Annotated in this window: 20 protein-coding genes and 2 tRNA genes; 12 read left to right on the top strand and 10 right to left on the bottom strand. The window is 43.0% G+C overall.

Going from position 1 to position 24,722, the window contains the following annotated elements:
• Window positions 1-29 precede the first annotated feature (29 nt).
• From AAJP47_RS01725 to AAJP47_RS01740, 4 genes are all read right to left on the bottom strand, one after another.
• Window positions 30-452, bottom strand: a complete 423-nt coding sequence (locus tag AAJP47_RS01725; RefSeq protein ID WP_346716180.1) for a tetratricopeptide repeat protein — start codon at window positions 450-452, stop codon at window positions 30-32.
• Window positions 453-610: 158 nt separating this feature from the next.
• Window positions 611-1,099 (bottom strand): M48 family metallopeptidase, encoded by a 489-nt coding sequence (locus AAJP47_RS01730; RefSeq protein WP_346716181.1) that lies wholly within the window; start codon window positions 1,097-1,099, stop codon window positions 611-613.
• Between the two features lie 38 nt (window positions 1,100-1,137).
• Window positions 1,138-1,701 (bottom strand): TetR/AcrR family transcriptional regulator, encoded by a 564-nt coding sequence (locus tag AAJP47_RS01735; protein WP_346716182.1) that lies wholly within the window; start codon window positions 1,699-1,701, stop codon window positions 1,138-1,140.
• 1 nt (window position 1,702) lies between these two features.
• Entirely contained in the window at window positions 1,703-2,047 is a 345-nt protein-coding gene (locus tag AAJP47_RS01740; RefSeq protein ID WP_346716183.1) for a DMT family transporter, read from the bottom strand.
• Window positions 2,048-2,314: 267 nt separating this feature from the next.
• Here AAJP47_RS01740 and AAJP47_RS01745 point away from each other — a divergent pair.
• The 3 genes from AAJP47_RS01745 (at window position 2,315) to AAJP47_RS01755 (ending at window position 3,964) form a co-directional block, all read left to right on the top strand.
• Window positions 2,315-2,390, top strand: a tRNA-Asn gene (locus AAJP47_RS01745).
• Between the two features lie 206 nt (window positions 2,391-2,596).
• Window positions 2,597-2,926, top strand: coding sequence for a CopG family transcriptional regulator (locus AAJP47_RS01750; RefSeq protein WP_346716184.1), 330 nt, complete (start codon window positions 2,597-2,599; stop codon window positions 2,924-2,926).
• Between the two features lie 309 nt (window positions 2,927-3,235).
• Window positions 3,236-3,964, top strand: a complete 729-nt coding sequence (locus tag AAJP47_RS01755; RefSeq protein WP_346716185.1) for a hypothetical protein — start codon at window positions 3,236-3,238, stop codon at window positions 3,962-3,964.
• A gap of 76 nt (window positions 3,965-4,040) precedes the next feature.
• On the opposite strand, the gene AAJP47_RS01760 is transcribed toward AAJP47_RS01755, so the two are convergent.
• From AAJP47_RS01760 to AAJP47_RS01770, 3 genes are all read right to left on the bottom strand, one after another.
• Window positions 4,041-4,131: transfer RNA gene (locus AAJP47_RS01760), tRNA-Ser, on the bottom strand.
• 62 nt (window positions 4,132-4,193) lie between these two features.
• Complete coding sequence (locus AAJP47_RS01765) at window positions 4,194-5,372, bottom strand: type I glyceraldehyde-3-phosphate dehydrogenase (RefSeq protein WP_346716186.1); 1,179 nt, start codon at window positions 5,370-5,372, stop codon at window positions 4,194-4,196.
• A gap of 164 nt (window positions 5,373-5,536) precedes the next feature.
• Window positions 5,537-7,480 (bottom strand): AAA family ATPase, encoded by a 1,944-nt coding sequence (locus AAJP47_RS01770; RefSeq protein ID WP_346716187.1) that lies wholly within the window; start codon window positions 7,478-7,480, stop codon window positions 5,537-5,539.
• Between the two features lie 347 nt (window positions 7,481-7,827).
• Here AAJP47_RS01770 and exaC point away from each other — a divergent pair, with 347 nt between their 5' ends.
• The 8 genes from exaC to AAJP47_RS01810 all read left to right on the top strand — a co-directional run bounded on the left by exaC (window position 7,828) and on the right by AAJP47_RS01810 (window position 17,755).
• A complete protein-coding gene (gene exaC, locus AAJP47_RS01775) occupies window positions 7,828-9,354 on the top strand; it encodes an acetaldehyde dehydrogenase ExaC (protein ID WP_346716188.1) in 1,527 nt (508 codons plus the stop codon).
• 131 nt (window positions 9,355-9,485) lie between these two features.
• On the top strand, window positions 9,486-10,514 hold the full coding sequence (adhP, locus tag AAJP47_RS01780) for an alcohol dehydrogenase AdhP (protein ID WP_346716189.1): 1,029 nt from the start codon (window positions 9,486-9,488) through the stop codon (window positions 10,512-10,514).
• Between the two features lie 427 nt (window positions 10,515-10,941).
• Window positions 10,942-11,268, top strand: coding sequence for a DUF779 domain-containing protein (locus AAJP47_RS01785; protein ID WP_346716190.1), 327 nt, complete (start codon window positions 10,942-10,944; stop codon window positions 11,266-11,268).
• A 562-nt stretch (window positions 11,269-11,830) separates the two neighbouring features.
• Window positions 11,831-13,471 carry an ABC transporter substrate-binding protein gene (locus AAJP47_RS01790; RefSeq protein ID WP_346716191.1) on the top strand — a complete coding sequence of 547 codons (1,641 nt, stop codon included), beginning with the start codon at window positions 11,831-11,833 and terminating at the stop codon, window positions 13,469-13,471.
• A gap of 168 nt (window positions 13,472-13,639) precedes the next feature.
• Window positions 13,640-14,656, top strand: a complete 1,017-nt coding sequence (locus tag AAJP47_RS01795) for an ABC transporter permease (protein ID WP_346716192.1) — start codon at window positions 13,640-13,642, stop codon at window positions 14,654-14,656.
• Between the two features lie 141 nt (window positions 14,657-14,797).
• Entirely contained in the window at window positions 14,798-15,712 is a 915-nt protein-coding gene (locus tag AAJP47_RS01800) for an ABC transporter permease (RefSeq protein WP_346716193.1), read from the top strand.
• A gap of 1 nt (window position 15,713) precedes the next feature.
• Window positions 15,714-16,787, top strand: a complete 1,074-nt coding sequence (locus tag AAJP47_RS01805; protein WP_346716194.1) for an ABC transporter ATP-binding protein — start codon at window positions 15,714-15,716, stop codon at window positions 16,785-16,787.
• The gene (locus AAJP47_RS01810; protein WP_346716195.1) at window positions 16,784-17,755 is read left to right on the top strand and encodes a peptide ABC transporter ATP-binding protein; all 972 of its coding nucleotides are present in this window, start codon (window positions 16,784-16,786) and stop codon (window positions 17,753-17,755) included. Before AAJP47_RS01805 ends, AAJP47_RS01810 begins: the two co-directional genes overlap by 4 nt.
• A gap of 56 nt (window positions 17,756-17,811) precedes the next feature.
• On the opposite strand, the gene AAJP47_RS01815 is transcribed toward AAJP47_RS01810, so the two are convergent.
• Window positions 17,812-18,231, bottom strand: coding sequence for a nuclear transport factor 2 family protein (locus AAJP47_RS01815; protein ID WP_346716196.1), 420 nt, complete (start codon window positions 18,229-18,231; stop codon window positions 17,812-17,814).
• Between the two features lie 317 nt (window positions 18,232-18,548).
• Here AAJP47_RS01815 and AAJP47_RS01820 point away from each other — a divergent pair, with 317 nt between their 5' ends.
• On the top strand, window positions 18,549-19,505 hold the full coding sequence (locus tag AAJP47_RS01820; protein WP_346716197.1) for a LysR family transcriptional regulator: 957 nt from the start codon (window positions 18,549-18,551) through the stop codon (window positions 19,503-19,505).
• 68 nt (window positions 19,506-19,573) lie between these two features.
• On the opposite strand, the gene AAJP47_RS01825 is transcribed toward AAJP47_RS01820, so the two are convergent.
• Both AAJP47_RS01825 and AAJP47_RS01830 read right to left on the bottom strand, forming a co-directional pair.
• Window positions 19,574-20,620 (bottom strand): NERD domain-containing protein, encoded by a 1,047-nt coding sequence (locus AAJP47_RS01825; RefSeq protein ID WP_346716198.1) that lies wholly within the window; start codon window positions 20,618-20,620, stop codon window positions 19,574-19,576.
• A 70-nt stretch (window positions 20,621-20,690) separates the two neighbouring features.
• A complete protein-coding gene (locus AAJP47_RS01830) occupies window positions 20,691-24,428 on the bottom strand; it encodes a hypothetical protein (protein WP_346716199.1) in 3,738 nt (1,245 codons plus the stop codon).
• Window positions 24,429-24,722: the final 294 nt, after the last annotated feature.

A 24,722-nucleotide genomic window follows, 5' to 3' on the forward strand; every position in this document is an offset into this window, starting at 1 on the left:
TATCAGGTGAACTTTTAGATAATCTGCCACTACTCAGCTAACAACTTAGCAAGCATCTCATCTATCTCCACTTTGAACTCTTTGTCTTCAATCTTATTGGCACTGATTTTCGCGTTCTGTAGGCTTTTGATGGCGGCAGCTGTTTCACCCATCTCAAGTTGTAGAACCGCCATCGAAAACGCAATCGACGACATATGATCTTTTGAATTGATAGCGATGGCCTTTGCAAGCGCCTTGTCATAGATAACCAAGGCTTCATCCAAATCTTCGGTAAAATCGGCCAGCGTTTCCCACTGTTCTGGATGGTCTTTGTCGGTGTTTTCATTGTCGGTACAAATGGCTTTTAGCTCGGCATATAGCGCATCAAATGCTGCTTGATCTTTTTTGCGATCTGCTTCTAGCAAATCTTCAGCTAAGGTATAAATGGCTTTATAGATTTTGGTATTGATCATTTTTTACTCTGTTTTTAGTGAGAGGACGAAAAATATATTGATTATTTTATGAATGGTTGACAAAAGTTTTAATACACGCAAGCTTATCACGATTGATGACAAGGGTGAGTTTTTATAGAGTGCGTAAAAGGGGGTGAAAACCTATACCAGCAATTTAATCAACGCTCTTGCCAATGCAACCACAAGCGAGTATCCAATTCAAATTGATGATAATCCGGCTCCATGTGACAACACAGTTGATAAAACGATTTATTGTGGTCGTGTTCTTTAAAATGCGCCAACTCATGCACGACTATCATACGTAAAAACTCAGGCGGCGCGTCTTTGAACAAGCTTGCAACCGTAATGCTATTGTGCGCTTTGAGCTTACTGCCTTGTACTCTAGATTGAGTGGTATGAATACCTAAAGCATGTTTGAGTACTTTTAATTTGCTGCTGTAACTGACATTGGACAGTGGCCCAATATTACGCATGTACTGGCTTTTTATCTCATTAATGTAGTGATAGAGCGCTTTGTCACTTTGTATTTGGTGCTGATGGGGATATTTTTTGTCTAGATAGTCTCCTAGACGCCCCTCATTTAATAGCAAAGCAGCTTGAGTCTGGATTTGCTCAGAATAATGAGCGATATATTTTAATGTTGTCATACGCTACTCCTTGGCTTATGCGTCAAAATTACGCTACGTCATTGCTGCGTCATTTTGATTAAGCGATCTCGTAATGATTGTTTTTCCGATATATTGATGCCCGAAAAATCCGAGAGCCAAATCCCATCAGCAACCAGGCGCACCATACATAAGGTTTCGGTATTGTCAGTGGCATCATACTGTTGCAACTGCTCGTTCATCCATGTCGCCCACAATTCACGCAGCGCCTGATCGCCTAGCATCAACACATATAGAGTCGCTTGATTGTCAAACTCGTCCTGCCCTTTATCGCTCAAACTGATGGTGGCTTCGATATAAGCGCGGGTAAAAGCCCCATGGCTCACAGGATCCTTTGCCATGGTCGCCGTTACTTCAGCATCAAACGTCGCCATGGCATCATTAAACAATTCGAGTATCAAAGCTTGCTTGGTGGCAAAGTGATGCATCACCCCGCCTTTTGTCACGCCTGCTGCATCCGCGACTGCTTGAAAAGTGACTTTAGACAACCCTTGCGCCAGCGTTATTTGCGCGGCTTGATCTAGCAGTGCTCGGCGTAGCACTTCTGGCTGTTTTTTCCGCTTATAAGCATTTTGCTCTGGCATATTAGTGCCCCACGGCAGTAGAAAATAGATTCATGACCACTACTCCGCTCACAATCATGGCAATACCAATCACTGCGGCGGTATCAAGATGTTGTTTAAACAGTACCATACCCACAATCGAAGTCAGTACAATACCAAGCCCGCCCCATAACGCATAAGCAATACCCAGCGGTACGGCTTTGAGCGTTTGTGTCAACGCATAAAAAGAGCAGGCATAAAGCACAAACATAATCAGTGTCGGCATCAAACGTGTGAACTGTTCTGACTTTACTAAAAAAGTGGTGCCGATCACTTCACAAACAATGGCAAAAGCCAAATAACCATAAGCAATCGTCGTCGGACTCATTATTAAATACCTGTTTTAAATAGCTTAAATGTTTAAATAATCTATATATAAATAAGAAAATCAAAAGAAACCATACGGTCGGTATTTTATAGAGTGAGACTGATAATGTATATAATCAATAATATTTATAATTAATAGTATAATAAGGTTGACAGCCCCTAGCTACTTGGCTAAAATGTGCCCCACATAACGCAAACAAGCCAAGCAGCTGCTCTTATATAGGCTTCTTGTCTAACGCTTAAAAGACTTGCTGTTATGACAACTTATTCTCCAATAGCTCAGTTGGTAGAGCAACGGACTGTTAATCCGTGTGTCCCTGGTTCGAGCCCAGGTTGGAGAGCCATATACTAAAAACCTTCATCACTATTTGATGAAGGTTTTTTTATTGTCCTCACTTTTATTTTTAATAATTATTCTTTTAGATGACGATAATATTAGCGTGGCTGTGGTGTTCTTTTGGGCGTTTTTGTTGTATGGTAAGGTTAGTTTTGATTGGGTGCATTTTTGTTTGAGTGCTCTACTCCTACTCACTAAAAATAATGGTTTATTATGATACCTGTACGTGTAAAAAATAAATTTTCTGATCATCCGCAAAAAATCATGCGTCCGGTCAGCATCCGTTTGTCTGAAGAGATGATTGCGCTATTAGAAACGACTTCGACAGAGTTAGGATTTAAACGCATTCAAGGGCTTATTCGCCTTTATATTCGTCAAGGGCTTGATCGTGATCATCAAGATTATACCTTGGCACATGATGAAGTTTTTATTGAAACGCTGCGTAAACGCGGTGTGAGTCAGCACATTATCGACGAAGCGATTGTCGTTACGCACAACACCAGCACAAGCCACTCTTTATCTGAGCTTCAAGACAACGATTAAACGGGCCTTATCAAACAATCTTTATTTATTTGTTTGTACCAAGCCTGATATTCAGTGATTGTGATAAAAAAGACTGCGTTCTCTGATGAGCACTCAGTCTTTTTTTATGCCTGTTAGTAAATGCCTTTAATATTAGGTGCCTTTAATATTAAGTGCCTTTAACAGTGAGTGCCGATAATATTGAGATATGACTCAGCTATTTGATACTGATTGGCAAATTTAGCCATAATTAAACACAACCTGCGGGCAAACAAGGTATATTAAGACAATAGTCGTCACTATTAATATACGTTTACGGGGAGGTGTACGATGATGAATTCATATCAGCGTTCAAACAAAGCTTGGTTATTAGCAATCACTGTCGCACTCTTGGCAATGGGTTCTGGCTGTACGCAGCCACAAACAGACCCAACCAAAACAACCATACCGACCGACTCCGACCGTTGGCAACAAAAGCTTGGCCCAACCTTGGAACAACTTCCCGAATCTGACCAGCAATTGCTGAGTCGATACATGCTACGCATGAAGCTTAGTGAAGCCTATGAGTCAGGCGCGATGCCGCGTACCACTATCGAACAAGCGCTCTTACAGCAACGTGAATATGAGCGTCTTCATCCCAATAACCCAACTGGTAAAAAGAGCCCTGTCACTAAAAGCCAGCAAGCAGCGACTGCCACCCAGTATCCAGTGGCTCTTTTGCCTGTCAAGAGCAGTGATAGCGACAGCCTAAACCAAGTCAAATTGCAATTTATGCTCTCAAACCATGGCACCGTTGCCATTCAGAGTTTTCAGGGCACGCTAACCATGCAAGATACTAACTTAAAGCAAGGTAAAAGCTTTAATGTCCCTTTGATCGCTTTTGATCCGCCCATTCAGCCTGAACAATCGGGCAAAATCGTCACCGAAAGTAGTATTGAAGACATCAATGTCATGCGTGCGATTAGAAACACCAAAGACATGGTGATTGAGATCAGTGAAGGTACGCTTGTATTAGAAGATGGTCAAACCATTGAGTTTGCACAGTCGCTTGTGAAGTAAGAAAAACCTTTACCTTAATTGGTTTTATGCGACCAAAAAAAACCCCGATTAGTAAATAATCGGGGTTTTTCGAATTTGGCGGAGACGGAGAGATTCGAACTCTCGAAGGGCTATGAACCCTTGTCGGTTTTCAAGACCGGTGCATTCAACCGCTCTGCCACGTCTCCATTGGTGCATCATTATATAGATATCATTTTATAATGCAAGTACATATGCGAAAAAAACTAAATTAATTTGCTAATAGTTCATCATCGCTGCTACAGCACTGGTTTGAGGCCAAATGCAAGCACATATCTAGTAGCCGATTAGCATAGCCCCACTCGTTATCGTACCACGCAAACACCTTGTACTGATCACCCACTCGCATCAGCTGCTGACCATCGATAATCAGTGACTCGGTTTGATGAATAAAATCACTTGAGACCAATGGCTCATCGGTGTAGGCCATAATATCCTGCAAATGCGCGCGACTAGCAGCCCTAAGCAACTCACCCACTGACTCAATACTGACATTGGGCGTATTAAATACAAAGGTCACATCGATCGCAGCCACATCGATGGTCGGCACCCGTATTGAATGACCATTTATTTTGCCAGTCATGGTAGGCAGTACTCGCTCTGTGGCAGCGATACTACTAGAGGTGGTGGGAATAATGTTGTAGCCAGAAGCCCGCGCCCGTCTAGGATCACGATGCGCTTGATCGAGTACCGTCTGATCCGCTGTGACCGCATGAATCTCAGTCATCATGGCAGATTTGACGCCAAACGCTTTATCCAGCGTATCAATCAGCGGTACCAATGCCTGCGTGGTACAAGACACGCTGGAAATAATCGGTAGCTTACGCGTCAACGTATCAGTGTTCACGCCCATGACAATGCAAGCATCGACATCATCGAAGGGCGCTGCGCCAATAATGACTTGCCGTGCTCCCGCTTCAATATGCATACTCGCCTGCTCATACGAGCGAAAGTGCCCGGTACACTCAAGCACCACATCGACATCCAGTGCCTGCCATGGCAAGTTTTTTGGATTGGGCTCTGAGAGCATATTGATACAGTAAGTCAACCCGTTCTTAGTCAAGCACAGCTGAGCCTTGCTTGCGTGATTACTTTGACTGGTCACAATCTCAGCACTGACCCCAAGTCGACTCAAGCGACCATGGGTACTATCAAACTTCAAGAGATGCAGCAAAATATCTGCCGACCCCAAATCATTAATTGCAACCACATGAATGGCACGGCCCAATACCTCAAAACGCTCTAACAATGCGCGCAGTACATTACGCCCGATACGCCCAAAGCCATTAATCGCGACTCTCAGTGGCTGTGTATGCTCGCCTGTGGTACGAAACGTCGCAGTTATTGGATCAGACGTCAATTGATAAGTGGCACTGGAAAAATCAGGCATAGCAAATAATCGCTTTAACGGAATATAAAAAGTTGGGCGCTGTCAATTAGCTATGCTGCCAATCCATACAACGGCACAGCACCAACAACGTCATAAATGACTGTACAGACGGTTTTATGATGTGTCACAGACCAGATCATCATAAGACTTAGGGTGTAATAAACTTAGGGCGTAATAAAAATAAGTGCCAAGCGAATGGTATTGTAATCAATCGTTTGCTTAAGATGGTCAAATATCGGACGAAGTTTAATGCTGCCATCATCATTGAAGTCATTTGGGTTATTGGCGACTTTGATAGCGACATACGCATTGCCCACTGCCGTCATTACTTCATCGTCTGGCCGCAGATGATCACATCTCAAACTGGGATCTTGCGATTTTAACTCACCGATGTGGCGCATAATAGTAGACTGCGAAAGTTGACGCGCCTGCGAAATCTCAGCGATAGACAAGCTCTCTTCTAATAACAGTCGGGTGGCTAAGAGGGTACTGTCTGACTTATCCGAGACTTGGTTGCCCAGCTTTTGTTTTTTGTCTATCTGCGCTTGCTGCTGCTCGCGGCGCTTTTTTTGTAGATTGGCATAGGCATCAATCACGGATTTGCTCAGCGTGCCGCCCGACTTAAGAATGAACTTTTCATGCGCCTGCGTCATACTTTCTTCATCGAGCATGGCATAACTATCATCAGCTTCTTCAGACAACACCAAAAACCGTTTATCTGCGCCGCGTGCCAATGGATCTAGTTGCAAGCTCATATCATTCATACCTAAGAGCTGTAGACCTGCCAGCGATTTTAGTCGCGATAACGCCACATACCCTTGTCCCAGCTCAAACGTGCGCGACAAGTCAATCTCGGCGGCGTCCAGCGTCATACCTTGCGATTTATGAATGGTAATTGCCCACGCCAGACATAACGGCACTTGCTCATAGCTTGCCAGCACCTCACCCGTCTCATCTTCGATGATCCACTCTTCAGGCTCAGCAATGACCTCACGTCCTGAATTAAGCTTAACCACTGGCATTTTTTGCGTGGTTGTCTTTTTGGCTTTTGCCTGCTTTTTATCACTGTCTTTGTCTTTTTTACTTTTGTCTTTTGCCGTTTTAGCTGACTCTGCATCCTTGTCAGCAGCATTATCGGCATCCTCTTCGATCAAAGCATCACTGCTATCTTGGCTATCCTCAACCTTAACGGCGGCAAAGCCGATCAGCTCACCCATCGTGCCGTTAGAGACGCCAAGCTCAGTGTTGTTTTTGATAAACATCACCTTAGCGCCCACTTTGAGAATCAGCTCGTCTTGCGTGCGGACGGTTTTTTTCAAGGTTTCAACCAGCTTACTATCGCCGGTCGAGGTGGCCTCAAAACGCTTCATTTCACCTGATAGTGCGGCAAGCTCGGTGTCATTGATTTTATTGACGTTGAGATTGTGTGTATAAAGACGCGTGCGCTTGATATCGACGTTTTGATTAACGGTTGCTTCTAGCGCCGCAATGGCTTCAAAGGTCACTTCTTGACGACGGATTTGATTGAGAATATCGTCTAGGTCAAGACCGCCATTGGCCGCCTCGCTCACTTGTCTGTGCTGTTCACTTAAGTAGCAGATGTGGAACTTGGCATCGAGCCAAGCCTCTGACATAAACGCAAACTTCTCACGGTTGGTCTCGCCCTTACTGCCAATCGGTGGCAACTGAAAAAAGTCGCCTGCGACTACGACCTGAATACCGCCAAACGCTTTGTCATTTTTGCGCACATGCTTGAGCACTTGACTGACCAAATTGAGCTGCTTGGCATGCAGCATGGATATCTCATCGATGATCAATACTGCCGTGTCTTTTAGGCGGTCGGCCAAAAACTGCTTGCGTGACAAATTGGTCAAATCACGCTCTGATAGCTCGTCTTTGATACCGATACCCGACCAGCTATGAATGGTCGTGCCGCTCATATGCGTCGCTGCAATACCCGTACTGGCAGTCACGGCAACGGGAACGCGGCGCGCCCGCAAATAGTCAATATATTGATTGAGCGTATAGGTCTTACCTGAACCTGCTGAGCCCGTTAAAAAGACGTTTTGACCTGTTTTTAGAATATCAAGAGCAGAAGATTGACGCATATATCCAAACCAATTAGATGAGTAATAATAAAAGGAGCACAAGAAAAATAATATGTGGGGCACAGCAAGAAAATTTGCAGCAGTTACTCGTGGCAATGATATGGAACCATTTCCTTTAGTACTGACTATGAGCAAAAATAGCTGCCCTGATTATAACAGCTGCATCAGCTTTGCGAATCACTTTCCCTCTCGCACAGCACATAACTTTAAGTTATATGATACAAATTATATCATTATAAAAAGTCATTATTCCTCTGAACTAAAGCTCAGTACGATAGAGTGATACTTGGTTAGGAAGACCAACTATTTATCATCACATCGTTATAATACACAACAAGGAGTCGTTAATGTTATACGCCTATCCCAATACTGAAAACAGCCCTGTCCAATTCCGCGAAAAATACGACAATTTCATCGGTGGTGAGTGGGTCGCGCCAATCGATGGCGAGTACTTTGATAACCCAAGCCCTATCGACGGTAAAATCATTTGCCAAGTTGCCCGCTCAAAAGAAGCCGATATCGAAAAAGCGCTAGATGCAGCGCATGCTGCCAAAGACGCTTGGGGGAAAACCAGCGTCACAGACCGTGCCAATCTGTTGCTCAAAATTGCAGATAAAATAGAAGCCAACTTAGAAGCCATTGCCATTGCTGAGTGTTACGAAAACGGTAAGCCTGTACGCGAGACCTTGATGGCGGATATTCCTTTGGCCGTTGATCAATTCCGTTATTTTGCCAGCGCCATTCGCGCACAAGAAGGCGGTATCAGCCAAATTGATGAAGACACCGTTGCCTATCACTTTCATGAGCCGCTTGGTGTTGTTGGTCAAATCATTCCATGGAACTTCCCTATCCTGATGGCCGTTTGGAAGATTGCACCGGCACTGGCTGCTGGTAACTGTATCGTCATGAAGCCCGCTGAGCAAACCCCTGCGTCTGTCTTATTTATGTTAGAAACCATCGGTATCGCGGATATTTTACCAAAAGGCGTGCTCAACATCGTTAATGGTTTTGGGGTGGAAGCTGGTAAACCATTGGCCTCCAATCCGCGCATCAATAAAGTGGCCTTTACAGGCGAAACCACCACTGGTCGCCTCATTATGCAGTACGCGAGTGAAAACATCATTCCTGTGACGCTAGAGCTAGGCGGTAAGAGCCCCAATATCTTCTTTGCCGATGTCATGGATGAAGACGATGACTTCTTAGATAAAGCGGTCGAAGGTCTGGTCATGTTTGCCCTAAACCAAGGAGAAGTATGTACCTGTCCATCACGGGCACTGGTACACGAAAGCATTTATGATGAATTTATCAAACGCTGTATCGCACGGGTCGAAGCTATTAAAATGGGCAACCCATTAGATACTGATACCATGATTGGGGCACAAGCCAGCTCGGATCAGTTAGAAAAAATCTTATCTTATCTGGACATCGGTAAAAAAGAAGGCGCGAAAGTCTTGGTTGGTGGTGAGCAAGCACAGCACGACGGCGACTTATCAGACGGTTATTATGTTAAGCCGACTATCTTTGAAGGCACCAACGACATGCGCGTGTTCCAAGAAGAGATTTTTGGACCCGTACTTGCTGTCACGACCTTTAAAGATGATGAAGAGGCCATGAAAATTGCCAACGATACCTTGTATGGTCTAGGCGCTGGCGTTTGGACGCGTAGTGTGCATAAAGCGTATCGCTTCGGCCGTGGTATTCAAGCAGGCCGCGTATGGACGAACTGTTACCACGTCTATCCTTCACACGCCGCCTTCGGTGGTTATAAGCAATCAGGTATCGGCCGCGAAAACCATCTCATGATGCTCGATCATTATCAACAAACCAAAAACATGCTGGTTTCTTATAGTTCAAAAGCGATGGGGTTCTTCTAAATCCGTGCCGCATCAAAGCACTTTATGGTCAGACCATGAAGTGCTTCATTGATGATGGTGACGTTCCCGCAACCCGTGCAATCACCCCTGCAACCTGACCCACTTCCACACAATCTCAAAGGAGCTATAACGTGAGTAACAAAATGAAAGCGGCCGTGCTATACAAGTTCGGAGAACCCTTGAAAATTGAAGAGGTAGATATCCCGACGCCTGCCGCTGGTCAAATCGTCGTCAAGATGCAAGCATCTGGTGTCTGTCATACAGATTTGCATGCGATTGAAGGCGATTGGCCTGCTAAGCCTAATCCGCCTTTGATTCCCGGCCATGAAGGCGTCGGTGTGATAACGGCTGTTGGTGACAATGTACATCATGTCAAAGAAGGTGATCGAGTCGGTGTGCCTTGGCTCTACTCTGCTTGTGGTCATTGTGATCATTGTTTGGGCGGCTGGGAAACCTTGTGTAAGCGTCAAAAAAACTCTGGATTTTCAGTTGATGGGAGTTTTGCAGAATATGTCCTAGCCGATGCTAACTACGTCGCCATTATCCCTGATAGTGTCGATTCGGTTGAAATTGCGCCCATCTTATGCGCTGGTGTCACGGTATATAAAGGGTTGAAAATGACCGACACCAAACCGGGTGATTGGGTGGTTGTGTCCGGTATCGGTGGATTGGGTCACATGGCGGTTCAATATGCGATTGCCATGGGCTTAAATGTGGCCGCCGTTGATATTGACGATGAAAAACTAGACTTTGCCAAAAAATTGGGTGCAACGATTACGATCAATGCCAAAGACACCGATCCGGGTAAGTTTTTGAAAAAAGAGATCGGCGGTGCTCATGGGGTGCTCGTAACTGCCGTATCAACCAAAGCCTTTGAGCAGGCGCAAAGCATGTTACGACGCGGCGGTACTTTGGTCTGTAATGGTTTACCTGCTGGAGATTTCCCTGTTTCTATCTTTGATACGGTGATTAATGGTATTACCATTCGTGGGTCAATTGTTGGCACCCGTTTAGACTTACAAGAGTCGCTAGAAATGGCAGCAGCAGGCAAGGTAAAAGCGACCGTTAGCGCTGAGCCATTAGAAAACATCAATGATATCTTTCAGCGGATGCGTGATGGAAAAATCGAGGGTCGCATCGTTATCGACTACAGTATGTAGCTGTATATCGTAAAGCCTTGTGACATTCGAGATGACTTAAGGGCTTGGCTCATTTATTTAGATGGTTTATTGACATATAGTCGATGTACTGTAAAGCGATACAGTGAGACTGAGATGAATTTTTTGCCGCCTCTGTGTTAGCAGCATGCAAGGAAAATTTATACCAGTCGCACGCGATTGTTAGCGTATCGATTTTATTTTGAACTGCCTATAGAACAGGTCGCGCGTTTTCAATCTCATGCTATCAATGGTGTGATTGAAGACGATGCGACTTTTTATTTTTCTAAACTTAATATTCCCACTTTTGATGATTTTTATTATATGGCTATTTTCAAATAAAGGCTTTTTTAAATAACCCTTCTTAGCAAACAAAACGTTTAATATTTATATTTTTTACATTCAGGCTTTTAACGATAAGGACATCGACATGAAAGTGACCGCGACAGAATCCTGCAAAGCACTTATCGACTTACTCAAATCCAAACATGGCGATCTGATGTTTCATCAATCAGGCGGTTGCTGTGATGGCAGCTCACCCATGTGTTATCCACTGGGCGAATTTAAAGTGGGTGGCCAAGATGTCTTGGTTGGCGAACTTGCTGGCTGTCCATTTTATATGGGCAAAGCACAATATAAACTCTGGCAACATACCGATCTAACCATTGATGTGGTGAACGGACGCGGTGCCAGTTTTTCGCTAGAGATCCCTGAAGGCAAGCGCTTCATTGTACGCTCAGAAGTTTGCGCGGTATGACTTTAAAGGAAGTTAAAAGGGCGAAAAATACACGCAAACAGACAACTTTCCTAGTATGGATACTAACCATATTTATTGGTATTTAGTGTGCCCATGCTTATCCTCGTGTTAATGAACAACCGTACCGATGAACGAATAACTCTCCCTATTTTTATTAAAAAATAATATATTTTCTCAAGTAAAAATGGGCTATGTCGAGCGGTTTTCTGCGTAAAAAATAGCAAGAAAAATCCTTAAATAATGCCTGTTCTAACGCTACCTACTCCTTCCAAAAACCATCGCTTTCTATCGAAACTATTGCACATGTGTATCAAAACTTTTTTATATATGACTTGCACTATTGCTATTTATAGGAGTATATTCAGACGACTTGTTTCTATTTGTATGTTTTGTAAAGGTTATTTTCTGCTAATACACACTAACGCATTTTTTATTCTTTACATAAAAAACATCATATGAACAAGGGCTTTAATGGATTCAAAAGCTCGGCAATGATATTCACAATCTGAATACGAGCATATAGGTACACGGGCAACTACTTATCATTACATAGGATGTAAGAATGCAAAAATCACTCTTCAAACTGACGATGTTGGCGACACTTATCTTGGGTATCAGTGCCTGTAGTGGAGACAACAAAACCACTGACGACTCTGCTGCCAGCTCAGATGCAAAAGCAGCTAAAACCCTACTTTATTGTTCAGAAGGCAGCCCTGCTGGTTTCGATCCAGCACAGTATACTGCCGGCACCGATTTTGATGCGAGCGCTTATCCTATTTATAACGGTTTGGTGCAGTTCAAAAGAGATGGTACTGAAATTCAGCCAGGATTGGCGGAAAGCTGGGATATTAGCGAAGACGGCAAAACCTACACCTTTAATCTGCGTAAAGGCGTCAAATTTGGTAAGACCGATTACTTTACCCCAACCCGTGATTTCAACGCAGACGATATTGTTTTTACGTTAAAACGTATTACCGACCCAGAATTTGAATTTAACAAAGCCTATCCTGCTGAATTTCCGTACTCTGTTGGCATGGGATTACCTGACATCATCTCTAACATCGAAAAGGTTGATGATTACACGGTCAAAGTTACGTTAAACGAAGTCAACGCCCCCTTTTTACAAAACCTAGCGATGCCCTTTGCTTATATTGATTCTGCTGAGTACGCAGAGCAGTTGATGGCTTCTGGCAATGAGCCTGATATCAATAACAAACCTGTTGGTACTGGTCCTTTCGTCTTTACTTCCTATCAAAAAGACGCCCAAATCCGTTATACCAAAAACCCAGACTATTGGGACAAAGATAACATCCATATCGACAATCTGGTCTTTGTCATCACCAAAGATTCAGCCGTTCGTGCGCAAAAGGTTCAAGCGGGTGAATGCCATGTCTCCGCTTACCCAAAACCTGCTGAAATTGACTCGGTCAAAAATTCTGGCAAGGTCACCGTTCTCGATCAACCAGGTTTTAACGTCGGTTATGTCGGTTACAACGTTGAAAAACCAAAACTCGGCGATCTTAGAGTCCGTCAAGCATTAGACATGGCGATCAATAAAGACGCGATCATCAATGCCGTTTATCAAAGTGAAGGCGTTAAAGCGACCAACCCAATGCCGCCAACACAGTGGGGTTATGACGAATCGCTGAAAGATGCGCCTTATGATGTCGAAAAAGCAAAAGCGTTAATCAAAGAAGCAGGTGCAGAAAACCTTGCTATCGATTTGTGGTATATGCCCGTTCAACGACCATATAACCCAAATGCCAAGCTGATGGCTGAGATGCTACAAGCAGACTGGGCGAAAATTGGTGTCAAAGCCACGCTGGTGACTTATGAGTGGGGCGAGTATCTAAAACGCGCCGCTAAAGGTGAACCTGACGTCATCTTATCAGGCTGGACGGGCGATAATGGTGATCCTGATAACTGGCTTGGTTCATTGCTGTCTTGTGATGCCGTTGGTGCTAACAACTATTCACGCTGGTGTAACAAAGACTTTGACAGTCTAGTCACTCAAGCGCGCCAAGTGACCAATCAAGAGGAGCGCGTGGATGATTATGTCAAAGCTCAGCAGATATTCAAAGAGCAACTTCCTTGGACGACAATGGCGCATTCGGTGGTCACCGTATTTACAGCACCAAACGTTGTCGATTATAAAATCAGCCCACTTGGTGCCATACGTTTCGATGGTGTGAAAGTTGAATAGCGTTACCTAGTTCATTAAGTCCGGTACGACATGCACTATTGTTTGATTTGTATTCGGCTGGCTCAGAATCTCTGTTCCAGCCGTATTTATATGAGTTAAATGCTTTGTCGCGGACCATCTCCTTAGTGCTATCACTCTAATCATCGAACCACAACTGTCGAGCGGCTTATGCTACTTTATATTTTGCGTCGAATTGCTATTCTCATTCCTGTCTACCTTGGCTTAACCCTCTCAACTTTTACTCTGATCCGTCTCGTCCCTGGCGATGCCGTCGAGATTATGATGGGTGAACGTATGGTCGATCCAGAGCTACATGCTCGCGCCTTAGAAAGACTTGGGTTGGATAAACCCCTTGTCGTCCAATACTGGGACTACTTGTCCGGTATATTAACGGGCGATTTTGGCGCGTCCTTTCGAACACGCGCCCCCGTTTTACAAGACTTTTTTGCCCATTTTGTCCCAACCTTAGAGTTGGCACTATGCGCGATTATTATTGCGAGTGTCGTGGGTGTCAGTTTGGGTATTTTTGCCGCCCTGCGCCGCGGTACTTGGATTGATTACACGCTGATGTCAGGCGCCCTAGCTGGCTACTCTATGCCCATTTACCTATTGGGGCCTATTCTAACTGGTGTGTTTGCCCATTATCTTGGCCTATTGCCTGTCGCTGGCGTGATCTCTGTTGCTCAGTTTTTAGATGTAAAACCCTTATACGGCTCATGGCTGCTAGGCTCGCTGACCTCAGGCGAACCGGGCGCATTTTGGGATGTGGTCAAACACTTTATCTTGCCGTCCATTGCTTTATCCACCATTCCACTCGCCATGATTGCGCGTATGACGCGCTCTGCCATGCTGGAAGTGTTGGATGAAGACTATGTGCGTACGGCTCGCGCCAAGGGTTTATCGCCGCGCCGAGTGATTTTGATACACGTGATGCGTAATGCATTGATTACCGTTGTGACCGTGGTTGGCTTACAGATGGCGACTTTGCTCGCTGGTGCCATTATCACTGAGACCATCTTTAGTTGGCCGGGCGTTGGCAACTGGCTACTCGATGGCTTTTTCACACGTGATTATCCAATCGTACAAAACGGTATTTTATTGGTCGCCACTGCCTTGATCTTGGTTAGCTTATTTATTGATATTTTGTATGGCCTAATCAATCCGCGTATTCGCCATACTTCTTAATCTAACATTGATAAATACTCATATTATAAATAGGGACGATTAGCGCTTGAGTGGTGTTTAGAGTTTTTAGCAAAATCTACCTCCTTTTTAGGAATAAGATTCTAGCCATTTTCAACGCGTTCGCCACTATAGGAACTGCTCATGAAGTCTTCTACTCTTCCCTCTGATGCCAACCTTGTGGCAGCCACACCGCCGTCATCTTGGCAGTTATTTTTATCGACATTTTGCCGAAATAAAGGCGCGGTACTTGGATTTATTGTATTAACCTTGATGGTTATTATTGCCATACTCGCGCCTGCCCTTGCTCCTCACGATCCTTATGAATTATTCACTGGTCAAGAACAACTGCCGCCGGCCTTTTTAAGTGGCGGTGATACCATGTTTTGGCTAGGGACTGATGATGCGGGCCGCGACACCTTGTCTCGCGTCATGTATGGTGCGCGTTATTCCTTGTTTATTGGTCTGAGCGCGACAACACTTGCCATGTTAGTTGGCGTCTCTTTAGGTCTGAGTGCAGCGTTTTGGCCAAAGGTATGGGGCAAAGCCGTCATGCTGGTCAATGATATCTTGATGTCCTACCCCAGCTTATTATTGGCGATCATTATCGCAGCAATCTTAGGGCCATCGATGACCAATACCATCATCACCATTGCCCTAGTCTGTACGCCACCTTTTATTCGTTTGACCCGTGCAACCGCGATGGTTGAACTACAACGTGAGTACTTTGTTGCGTCACAAGTAATGGGCGCGGGTGTGCTCAGACTATTGTTTGTGACCATTTTGCCCAACTGTATGGCACCGCTTATCGTACAGGCGACCATGATTTTCTCCTCTGCCATATTAGAAGCGGGTGCAATTGGTTTCTTAGGATTTGGCGTACAACCACCGGATGCCGAATGGGGCGCGATGCTAGGTACGGCGCGTCAATATATTCAAAGTAACGTTTGGCTCGCTATTTGGCCGGGTGTCGCTATCTTTTTAGCGGCCTTATCGATCAACCTGACAGGTGATGGCCTACGCGATGCGCTAGACCCCAAATTAAAGCAGGTAACCTAAAATGACTGAACCTTTAAACAATACCCATACTTCTATGAACAGCTCCTTGGTAAAAGAAGCGCCATTATTATTAGATATCGAAAATCTTTCGGTCACGTTTGGCGAAGGGGCGCGCGCTTTTCGCGCGGTCGATGATGTGTCTTTGACAGTGACGCAAGGCGAGGTCATCGCCATAGTAGGTGAATCCGGCTCAGGCAAGTCCGTCACCATGATGGCGTTGATGGGACTGTTGCCACCCTATGCTAACGTCCGTGCCAATCGCGTGATGTTTGACAACAAAGACATGCTTGGTATGCCCCCAAAAGAGCGCCGCGGCATTATTGGCAAAGATATCTCGATGATCTTTCAAAACGCCATGTCGTGCCTCAATCCAAGCTTTACCGTTGAGATGCAATTGGGCGAAGTACTGCGCAAGCATCTTGGCTTACGCGGCTCAGCGGTACGTACACGCATATTAGAGCTGTTAGAGCTGGTCGAGATGCCCGATGCCAAAAACCGACTCAAGGTTTATCCGCATCAGCTATCAGGCGGTATGAGCCAGCGGGTGATGATTGCGATGGCACTCGCTTGCGAGCCAAAACTTCTCATCGCCGATGAGCCGACCACGGCGCTTGATGTCACCGTACAAGCACAAATTATGGATTTGCTCGGTCGCTTGCAACGTGAAAAACAAATGGCAATGGTGCTTATCACCCATGACTTGGGTTTGGTCGCGCAAAACTCACGCGATGTCGCCGTCATGTATGCCGGACAAGTGGTTGAAACCAGTACCGTACCAGAGATTTTTCAAAACCCTGCGCATCCTTATACCGAAGCATTGCTACAGGCGATTCCTGAACTGGCTATCGGTCAGGACAGACTGCATAGCTTACCGGGCGTGGTACCCAGTCAATATGATCGTCCAAGCGGCTGCTTACTATCGCCTCGCTGTCCTTATAAAGAACCGATATGTGAAGTACCGCCGCCTATTTTAGATACGCCCAATGGCAAGGTGCGCTGTATTCATACCGATCTACCAAGCATACCTGCTGGTAATTCTCCCTTTGACCCTGCTACTTTGGAGTCCCAAGTATGAGTAATAAAGTGGTCTTAAAAGCAGACAATCTACGCAAGCACTACCCCGTCTCACAAGGGTTGGGCAAAGCAAAAGCGTATGTCAAAGCCTTAAACGGTGTCTCGTTTGAGCTACGCGCTGGCAAAACACTGGCGGTCGTTGGTGAGTCAGGCTGCGGCAAATCCACCCTTGCCCGCCAGCTAACGCTCATCGAACAACCGAGTGATGGTGAGTTATTTATTAACGATGAAGGTACCACCGGCTATAGCAGAAAAGCGCTAAAAGACTTGCGTACCGAGATTCAAATGGTTTTTCAAAACCCGTATGGCAGCTTAAACCCGCGTCATACCATCGGCTATCAATTGACTGAGCCATTGGACATTCATACCAAATTGTCAAAAGAAGACAAGCGCGACAAAATCAACGACATGATGAGGAATGTGGGTTTGCGTCCCGAACATGCGGGCCGTTATCCGCACATGTTTTCGGGTGGTCAACGCCAGCGTATTGCCCTCGCCCGCGCCATGATGCTCAATCCAAAAATTGTTGTCGCTGACGAGCCGACCTCCGCGCTCGATGTGTCGATTCAGGCGCAAGTATTGAACCTGTTTATGGATTTGCAAGACGAGTACCACACTGCATATGTCTTTATCTCGCATAACTTGTCGGTCGTGCGCCATGTCGCGGATGACGTAATGGTAATGTACTTAGGTCAAGCGGTCGAACACGGGCCCAAAGAAGAAATTTACAACGCGCCAAAACACCCTTATACCATGGCGCTATTGGCGGCTGCACCCACGGTGAATGGTCAAAAAAATGATCTGACATTGCAAGGTGAGCTGCCAAGCCCGCTGAACCCACCGAGCGGTTGCGCCCTTCACAAACGCTGTCCTTATGCTAAGCCGCAATGTAGCGAAATAGAGCCGCAGCTTCGCGAATGGGATGGCCGATTGGTGGCTTGTTTGCGTTTAGAAGAAATTCACGGGTAAAGTATTTAATAGATCAAAAAAACCGCCGTCATGGCGGTTTTGAGTTTTGTTAACCTCTATCTTGTGATCTGCATCGCCGCTTCTAACGCTGCGGTGTCTTCGTGCATACGATATAAGCAAATCTTGCCCGCCTCATCGAAGCGTACAATCATCGTCCAAAGGCTATTGAATACCTCTCCCGTACGCTTAACTGTGTGAGCCAATTCGCCAAATCTGACAATATAATTGTCGCTTGCAATAGAGTCTTCCATCTCAAAGGTGCCAAATTCAAACATTTGAGCTAGATTCTTAAAAAACGCACTGCCTTTTGCTTTACCAATGTGAGCGCCATAAATCGGTACTTGGCTGTCTCTCTCTTCTCGAAAGACCACAAATTTGACGTCTGTATCACATAGCGTCATGGCTTGCTCGTACTCACCTGTGAAGACATGAGTGACAAATTGATCAAGCGTTTGGGTATTTGATTTTGTTTGCATAAATTTTCTCAATATAGTGAATGAAATAAATCGCGGTGCTTTTAATGGCCTGCGAGTTATGTACAGTCTAATGAAACGCATGAGAAATAAATATGTGACGTCCACCCGACGACTGTGCAAATATGCACAATAGAATTTGATAAGATATAGTCAGTTTAAAAAGAAATTGATACGTAAATAACAACGTGCTACTGGGTAAATTTTTCTTGCTTGCTGTTCGCAAGCGTGACAGAGGCTACAAAAAACTTACTCCAGTAGCACTGTATCCGTTTTAGAGCAACTCAGCTATAAAAGACGATTCATATAAGAGAACGAATATGTATTGGGATGATTTGGCTTACTTTGTATGCTTGGTAGAAAAACAAACCCTGACCGCGTGCGCTGAAGCAATGAATGTACAGCACAGTACGGTTGCTCGGCGTATTGACCATCTTGAGCAAACATTGGGCGTCAATCTTTTTGATCGGCTGGGCAAACGCTATGCGTTAACTATCGAGGGCGAACGCCTATATCATCAAGCGGTGACAGTCAAAAATGAGATTGCTATTTTTCAGAGAATGGCAATCGACCAAAACGCGCTGCAAGGCACCGTTGTAGTATCTGCCCCGCCTGTGTGGGCGAACGAGGTGCTGATACCTGCGCTCGCCGACTGCCGTCAGCAATTCCCAGATATAGTGGTATCATTAAGCGGTGATGTAAGTATGAGCAACTTACATCAACGAGAAGCCGATATCGCCATACGCACACGCCGTCCCAGCCAAGAAGACTTGGTTATTCGCACACTAGGCTCTTCAACCTACCGATTTTATGCGCATAAAGATTATCTAAAAGACACCGTACCTGAGCAATGGCAACTGATAGAATTTCAAGCCAACGCCAGAGTGCTTACTTGGTCGCAGGCACTCATAAAGCAACATGCTTATACGATTGCGTTTAGCACTAATGACTTATATATGGCGTGTCATGCGACTCGTCAAAAAATAGGGTTTGCGCTATTGCCTGACTTTTTGGCTCGTCAGTACCCAAAACTAGTAGCGCTAGATCCTATTAATAGAGAAACCGTAACTGACTTAGAAACTCATTCCTCAGCGGACAATTACGCGGCGGCTGAGCCATTACAACTTGAGCAGTCAGATACACCGCTACCTATTCCATTGGCACAATCGTATCCGCTCTATTTGGTCATGCACCCAGATGTTCGACGCTCAGCTCGGGTCAGAGCGGTGGCAGATTGGTTGATTGATTGTTCTAATCGGTTAGAGGGATTTGCATGATTTTTCTTTAGGAAGTAGATAATAGATAATTAAATGACAAGGTATTTATTATAAGCTGACGTTTATTATTAGCTGACATTGACTACGCCGCGACACTTAGGAAACTGACGACAACCATAAAAAGACTGACCTTGACGCGCGCCTATTTTGGCAACACGTTTGATCATATCACCATTACATTTTGGGCAAGTTGGTGTGTTGATAAGATTGGCTGCATGGTCTGTCGCCTCAAGTGTCGCAGATTTCTTCACTTGTGGCTCAGACTCTACAATCTCAAATGGTGTGAGAAATACTTTATCCACAATATCATGCAACATACTAGTATGCGGTGCGACTATCTGCTGCGTATTCAAAGCATCAATTGTTAAATCGCCAGATTCAGTCTCGGTCTGACCAGACCAGCGCTGCACTTCTCTGCTTTTTAGGGTAGTCCTCTTAGCGGTTTCTTTTACTATTGCCTCAGGTTTAGGACTATCAGTAATGTTAGCAACCGACTGACTTTTAGCATCACTACTAGGTGGCTCACTTGTATTCTTGCTTGGGCTGCTATGCTTGTCTTTTAGATAGACTTTGTGCTGTCTGTTGGTACGCCACGACTTAGTAAATCGATTACTTTCAATTTGTTCAACAATGGATGTGACCTCGTCTTCCGTCAGTATCTTGTCCTGCTTTTTCTTCACATAAGATGCCATGCCACTCGTCAATACATGCTCAGGTAGCTCATCACGGGTTTTTAGCTCGCACTCACCGATAAAAGCAATCATTGAGTGAAAGTAGCTCATCTCCAAGTCTAATAGATCAGATAGCGTTTTGATATGTAAATAGTTCTGATGTAATGGGTTTTGAAATTTGAATTTTTTCCCATTCGGGAAGGATTGTGTCCACTGCTTTTGCGTTTCCTTTCCGTATATCCAGCCTTTATAGTTTTTGGTTTCGATGACAAAGATGCCGTATACAGAGACGATGACGTGATCGATTTGCGTACTGCCACCATTGGCTAATGGCAAGGTCACATTGTTTAGGCGATGGTAGACCTCTTTGTCCAGCTTGAGCCACATGGCGACGTTGATAACGGTTTCACCGAGGAAACCTTTAAAGCTGGATTTTAGGGACACTTAAGGTTACCTTTTTTTTATCAAATTATGTAAAACTCAGAGACTGAGAAAAGTTTAACTGACCATTTATTTACCACTCAAAGCCTTGCTGCTCCCTTAAATCTTTAGCTTCTTCTTGTTGAGCCTGTTCTATAAATCTTTGAAACTCTAACTTTTTGTGTTCGACTGTTGGTAAAAGATCAACCTTATCGTGTTTTATAAGATACTCCTTAAGACTTTCAAAAAAGGGTAACCTTTTAGCTAGTGCTCTTGAAGGCCTACCGCTACAGCTATACATTTCAAAAAAAGGTGCCATAATAACTGACAGATGAGTTTGAGAATCATTGCTTTTTGATAACAATTTATGCAAAGTATCTGACCATTCGATACTCTTTTCATTATTATTTTTGTAAAACCTAGAGTTGGCAAACCAGAAATCTATTTTCTCTTGGTCATCACCTATCCACTTAAGAACCTCAGCCTCATCAACCTTGGAGAAAATCTCTCTAAATTCTCTAAAATTAAGAACATGTTTAAATAGTTCGTTGCCATATATAAAATTTAAAGACTCTCTTGTACTACCTTCAATCATGTCTTCTATAACCCTTCCCACAGGACTACTACTCAGACTGATAAGGTAATCCATATCTCTAATAGCTTCTTCAACTGTGATAAAGATACTTTCTCTCGTAGCCTCAGAATGTGATAACAGGAATCGTATTGCATGACTATAATCATAATAAACTTTAGAGTTTAATGCTTTGGGTAGAAGCTCTAAAATTTTATCAATATATTTGTCAGCAATTATCTTATTTTGCCTGCTATCGAACAATAATGCTTCAAGCACTATATTATATTCATTTAAGCGAATCATTTCGTCTAGAACAAATTCAAATAGTTCAGGCGTAATATATTGATGTAGTTTTTGAAAAGCTAGCTGATCACCTAGATAATCAAAATCAACTTCTGAATATTGAGTAATCTTATCAATAATAAATTCAAAGTGTTCTTTCTTCGTACTTACTTCTGCCATTACCCTAGGTGTAATAATATGAAACGATGGAACTGATATAAGGTAATTTATAAGTTTAGTATAACTAATCCAATCAGTTTCTATTAGTGCCTTAGATACCCCTGATAGAAAGAACCTATTGTATAGTGGCTGTTCTGCATATGGTATGGCTTGTAAGTCAGAGATAAAATCATCAATGTTTGAATATGTACTAGCTACAGAATTTCCAATATTGCGCACATAATGATTACTTGAAGTCAAAAACTCATTTAGATTTTCTCTCACTATTTCGATAGATAAATTTTGTCTAATAAATTCAACTAGATCTTCGATATTAGCAAAACCGGATAAAGACAACCCCAACTCATCGTTATGATGTACATTACTTCTGAAAAGATGGGAGTCTGATGAAAAAATATAAGTTGTTATAAGAGACTGTATATCAGATTTTTTGGGTTCTAGATAACCTTCGATAGCTTGTAGCTCATCTAGAATAATTGGTACATCTTTAAGTTCTTTGCTATTGTATTTAATGATTTTTTTAATTTCTAATAGTGCTGATATGAATGGTTGTCTATCGTGAAAACTTCTTAGATGTTTGATTACATCATCTGTTCTTCCACTTAACCAAATTATCCTCTTGAGATTACTTGAGAAAATCTTACGGCATTCATCAGTGTAATCACTATCTAAATCATTCAGTTTCTCTAATAAGAAATCAAACCAATTCCAAATTTCGTTATAGGTTGCCCTATAGCTATAAGTTTGAATCAGACCATTCTCATCACCATAAATAAATATTGTACGGTTGTCTGAGCTTAATCCATTATCGATAATATCTAATACATGTTTATGATAATTCTCATTATTAAACAACTGCTCAATCACTCGTTTTTTAGTAGCAAAAGATGCTTCCGTCTGAGATAGATGATAATGAAACATAGAACTAAATAAATCTTTCAGTGAATTATCTTTAGAGTCATGATTTTTATCAGTTTTTACAATTTCAAATAACAGCCAGAAAGCTTTTTCAAAATTCTTATCAAAATAAGCTAAATTACGCAGTAGATTAGCTAGACTGTAATTATTTGGATTTGAAGTTGACAGAAAACTACTGCCTTTCTCATGCCTTAACTTTAATACATCGAGTAATTCATCTGGGCATATTGAAGTAAGTAAAGAGATATTCCTTAAGTCTGCTTCTGTTAATTGCTCATCTAATATTTTCATACCAAAGTAACCCTCGGGTACTAGCCAGCCTCTGACAAGACTTTTGACTTTATCATTATCATGTAAATAACTGAGGCGTTTTAGAAACGATGTTTGGAGCCTTTCGGGTGTATCTGTTAATAACTGGTTAAGCTCTGCGTTTGAAACGCCTGATATTGCTTGCCTTGCTAAATTATTAGCTAAAGCATGAGGTAATATAGCTCGGAAATCACCACGTTTTTGAACAATATCTTTGCCATGTAGTTTTTCTATTAATCGGTAAGCTTTTCTTGGTGTGACGTCTGCTAGCTTTGATAGGATATTTATCTCCGACGCTGTTTCATTGCTATCTTCAACATTAAATGAGAAAACTAATGAAAATATCTGTCCGATATTTTGTGCTTCTTCGTTGAGCTCTCCCTTTTGATAAAACAACCTTTTGAATAATTCATCATCTGTCAAAATAGATAAATTATCCGACTTATCAATATTTGAAGCAATCGCTAACGCCAATCGGTAATTACCTCCTGAAAAGTCGGCAATTTTACTTATATTAATACCTTCTAGTTCAGTATAGTGTCTCTCAATGACCTTTTTTATTAGATCTATTGTTGTTGGTTGCATTCTATAAACGCTGGTTTCTTCGGGCAAGCCATCGTTCACATCATACTCGATTGTTAGCAGTGATATTTTCTCGCTTTGCCGTATAGTCTTAGTTAGAGATGAATGTAAATCTTGTCCACAGTTATCTACAATAACAAGAGTAGTCTTATCTTCTTCGATCATATGCTCAATAAAGTGCTGAGGAACTGGGTCAGGCAAATCACCTAAATCACAATACCAGACGTTTCTAATATCGAGTGCATTCTCACCTATCCGCTTATCAAATAAAGCTTGAGCAAAGCGAGTCTTACCAACACCAGATAAACCTACCAAACGGATAGATGCCTTTGATTGAGCTAATTTTTCTCTAATTGCATTTAAACCCTCAATTACAGTTACTGACTCTAGTTTATTATGATTAGGTGAGATTATTTGGACATCTTCATCTATATAATACTCTGCTTCTATGTCAGTACTTTTACTTGACCAGTCACCAAATCGTTTCCAACCTTTGTAATCGTTATCATCAAAAAAATATCTAGCTAAATCATTATTAGTTACACATACAAAAGGTGAGTGAAAAAAGGATTCATTAGTACGCCAGTCAATCTCTATGTTTAAACTTGACGCTAAAGCTTCAATATCTTTTTCAGTTTGGGTAACAGTTTTGACTTTTTCAGGATAATTCAAAGTCCATGCTTGGTTAGTATAAAATATTATTTTAGTTAATTGAGGGTAATGACGCCTAGCATCTTCAAGCATTTTAACTAGTTCTGCCTTTTTCTTGCTCAACTCAGCTTGGTAGAATTTAGCTTGAAAGCTTATAATTTCTTCACCCATTTCAATAGGTTCTTTTTCAACCGCAGGTTGATCTTTATAGCCACGCCAACCTTTATCTAAATCAAACTCTCTACAGAATAGTAAATAGCTAAACCATTCAAAATATTCTTGAGGATTATTATAGAATTTAGCTTTAAAAACGTCCCAATTAGGCTTAACTAACATCAGTTTTTCCTCCAATATAAAATATTCATTTTATTATTATTTATAATGCCTATATGCAAATCTTACACTACATTTCATATTACAACTAAATTTGATTAAGATATTAATGGTCGCTCTAAGACGTTTTTTAGCCCTGATTGCAGCGGTTATCTTGCATGATTGAGTGAGTTGCGAGTACTTGGTTTTGACGAGGCTACGCGGAGCAAAAGACACGCCAAACCTTAGCCATCGCCTCACTCAAACGGGTAGATAGTAGCGCAAAGCAGGATTAGCTCCGAAACTAATACTATGCAC

It is taken from the genome of Psychrobacter halotolerans (genome assembly GCF_039680845.1).
Lineage (GTDB): Bacteria > Pseudomonadota > Gammaproteobacteria > Pseudomonadales > Moraxellaceae > Psychrobacter.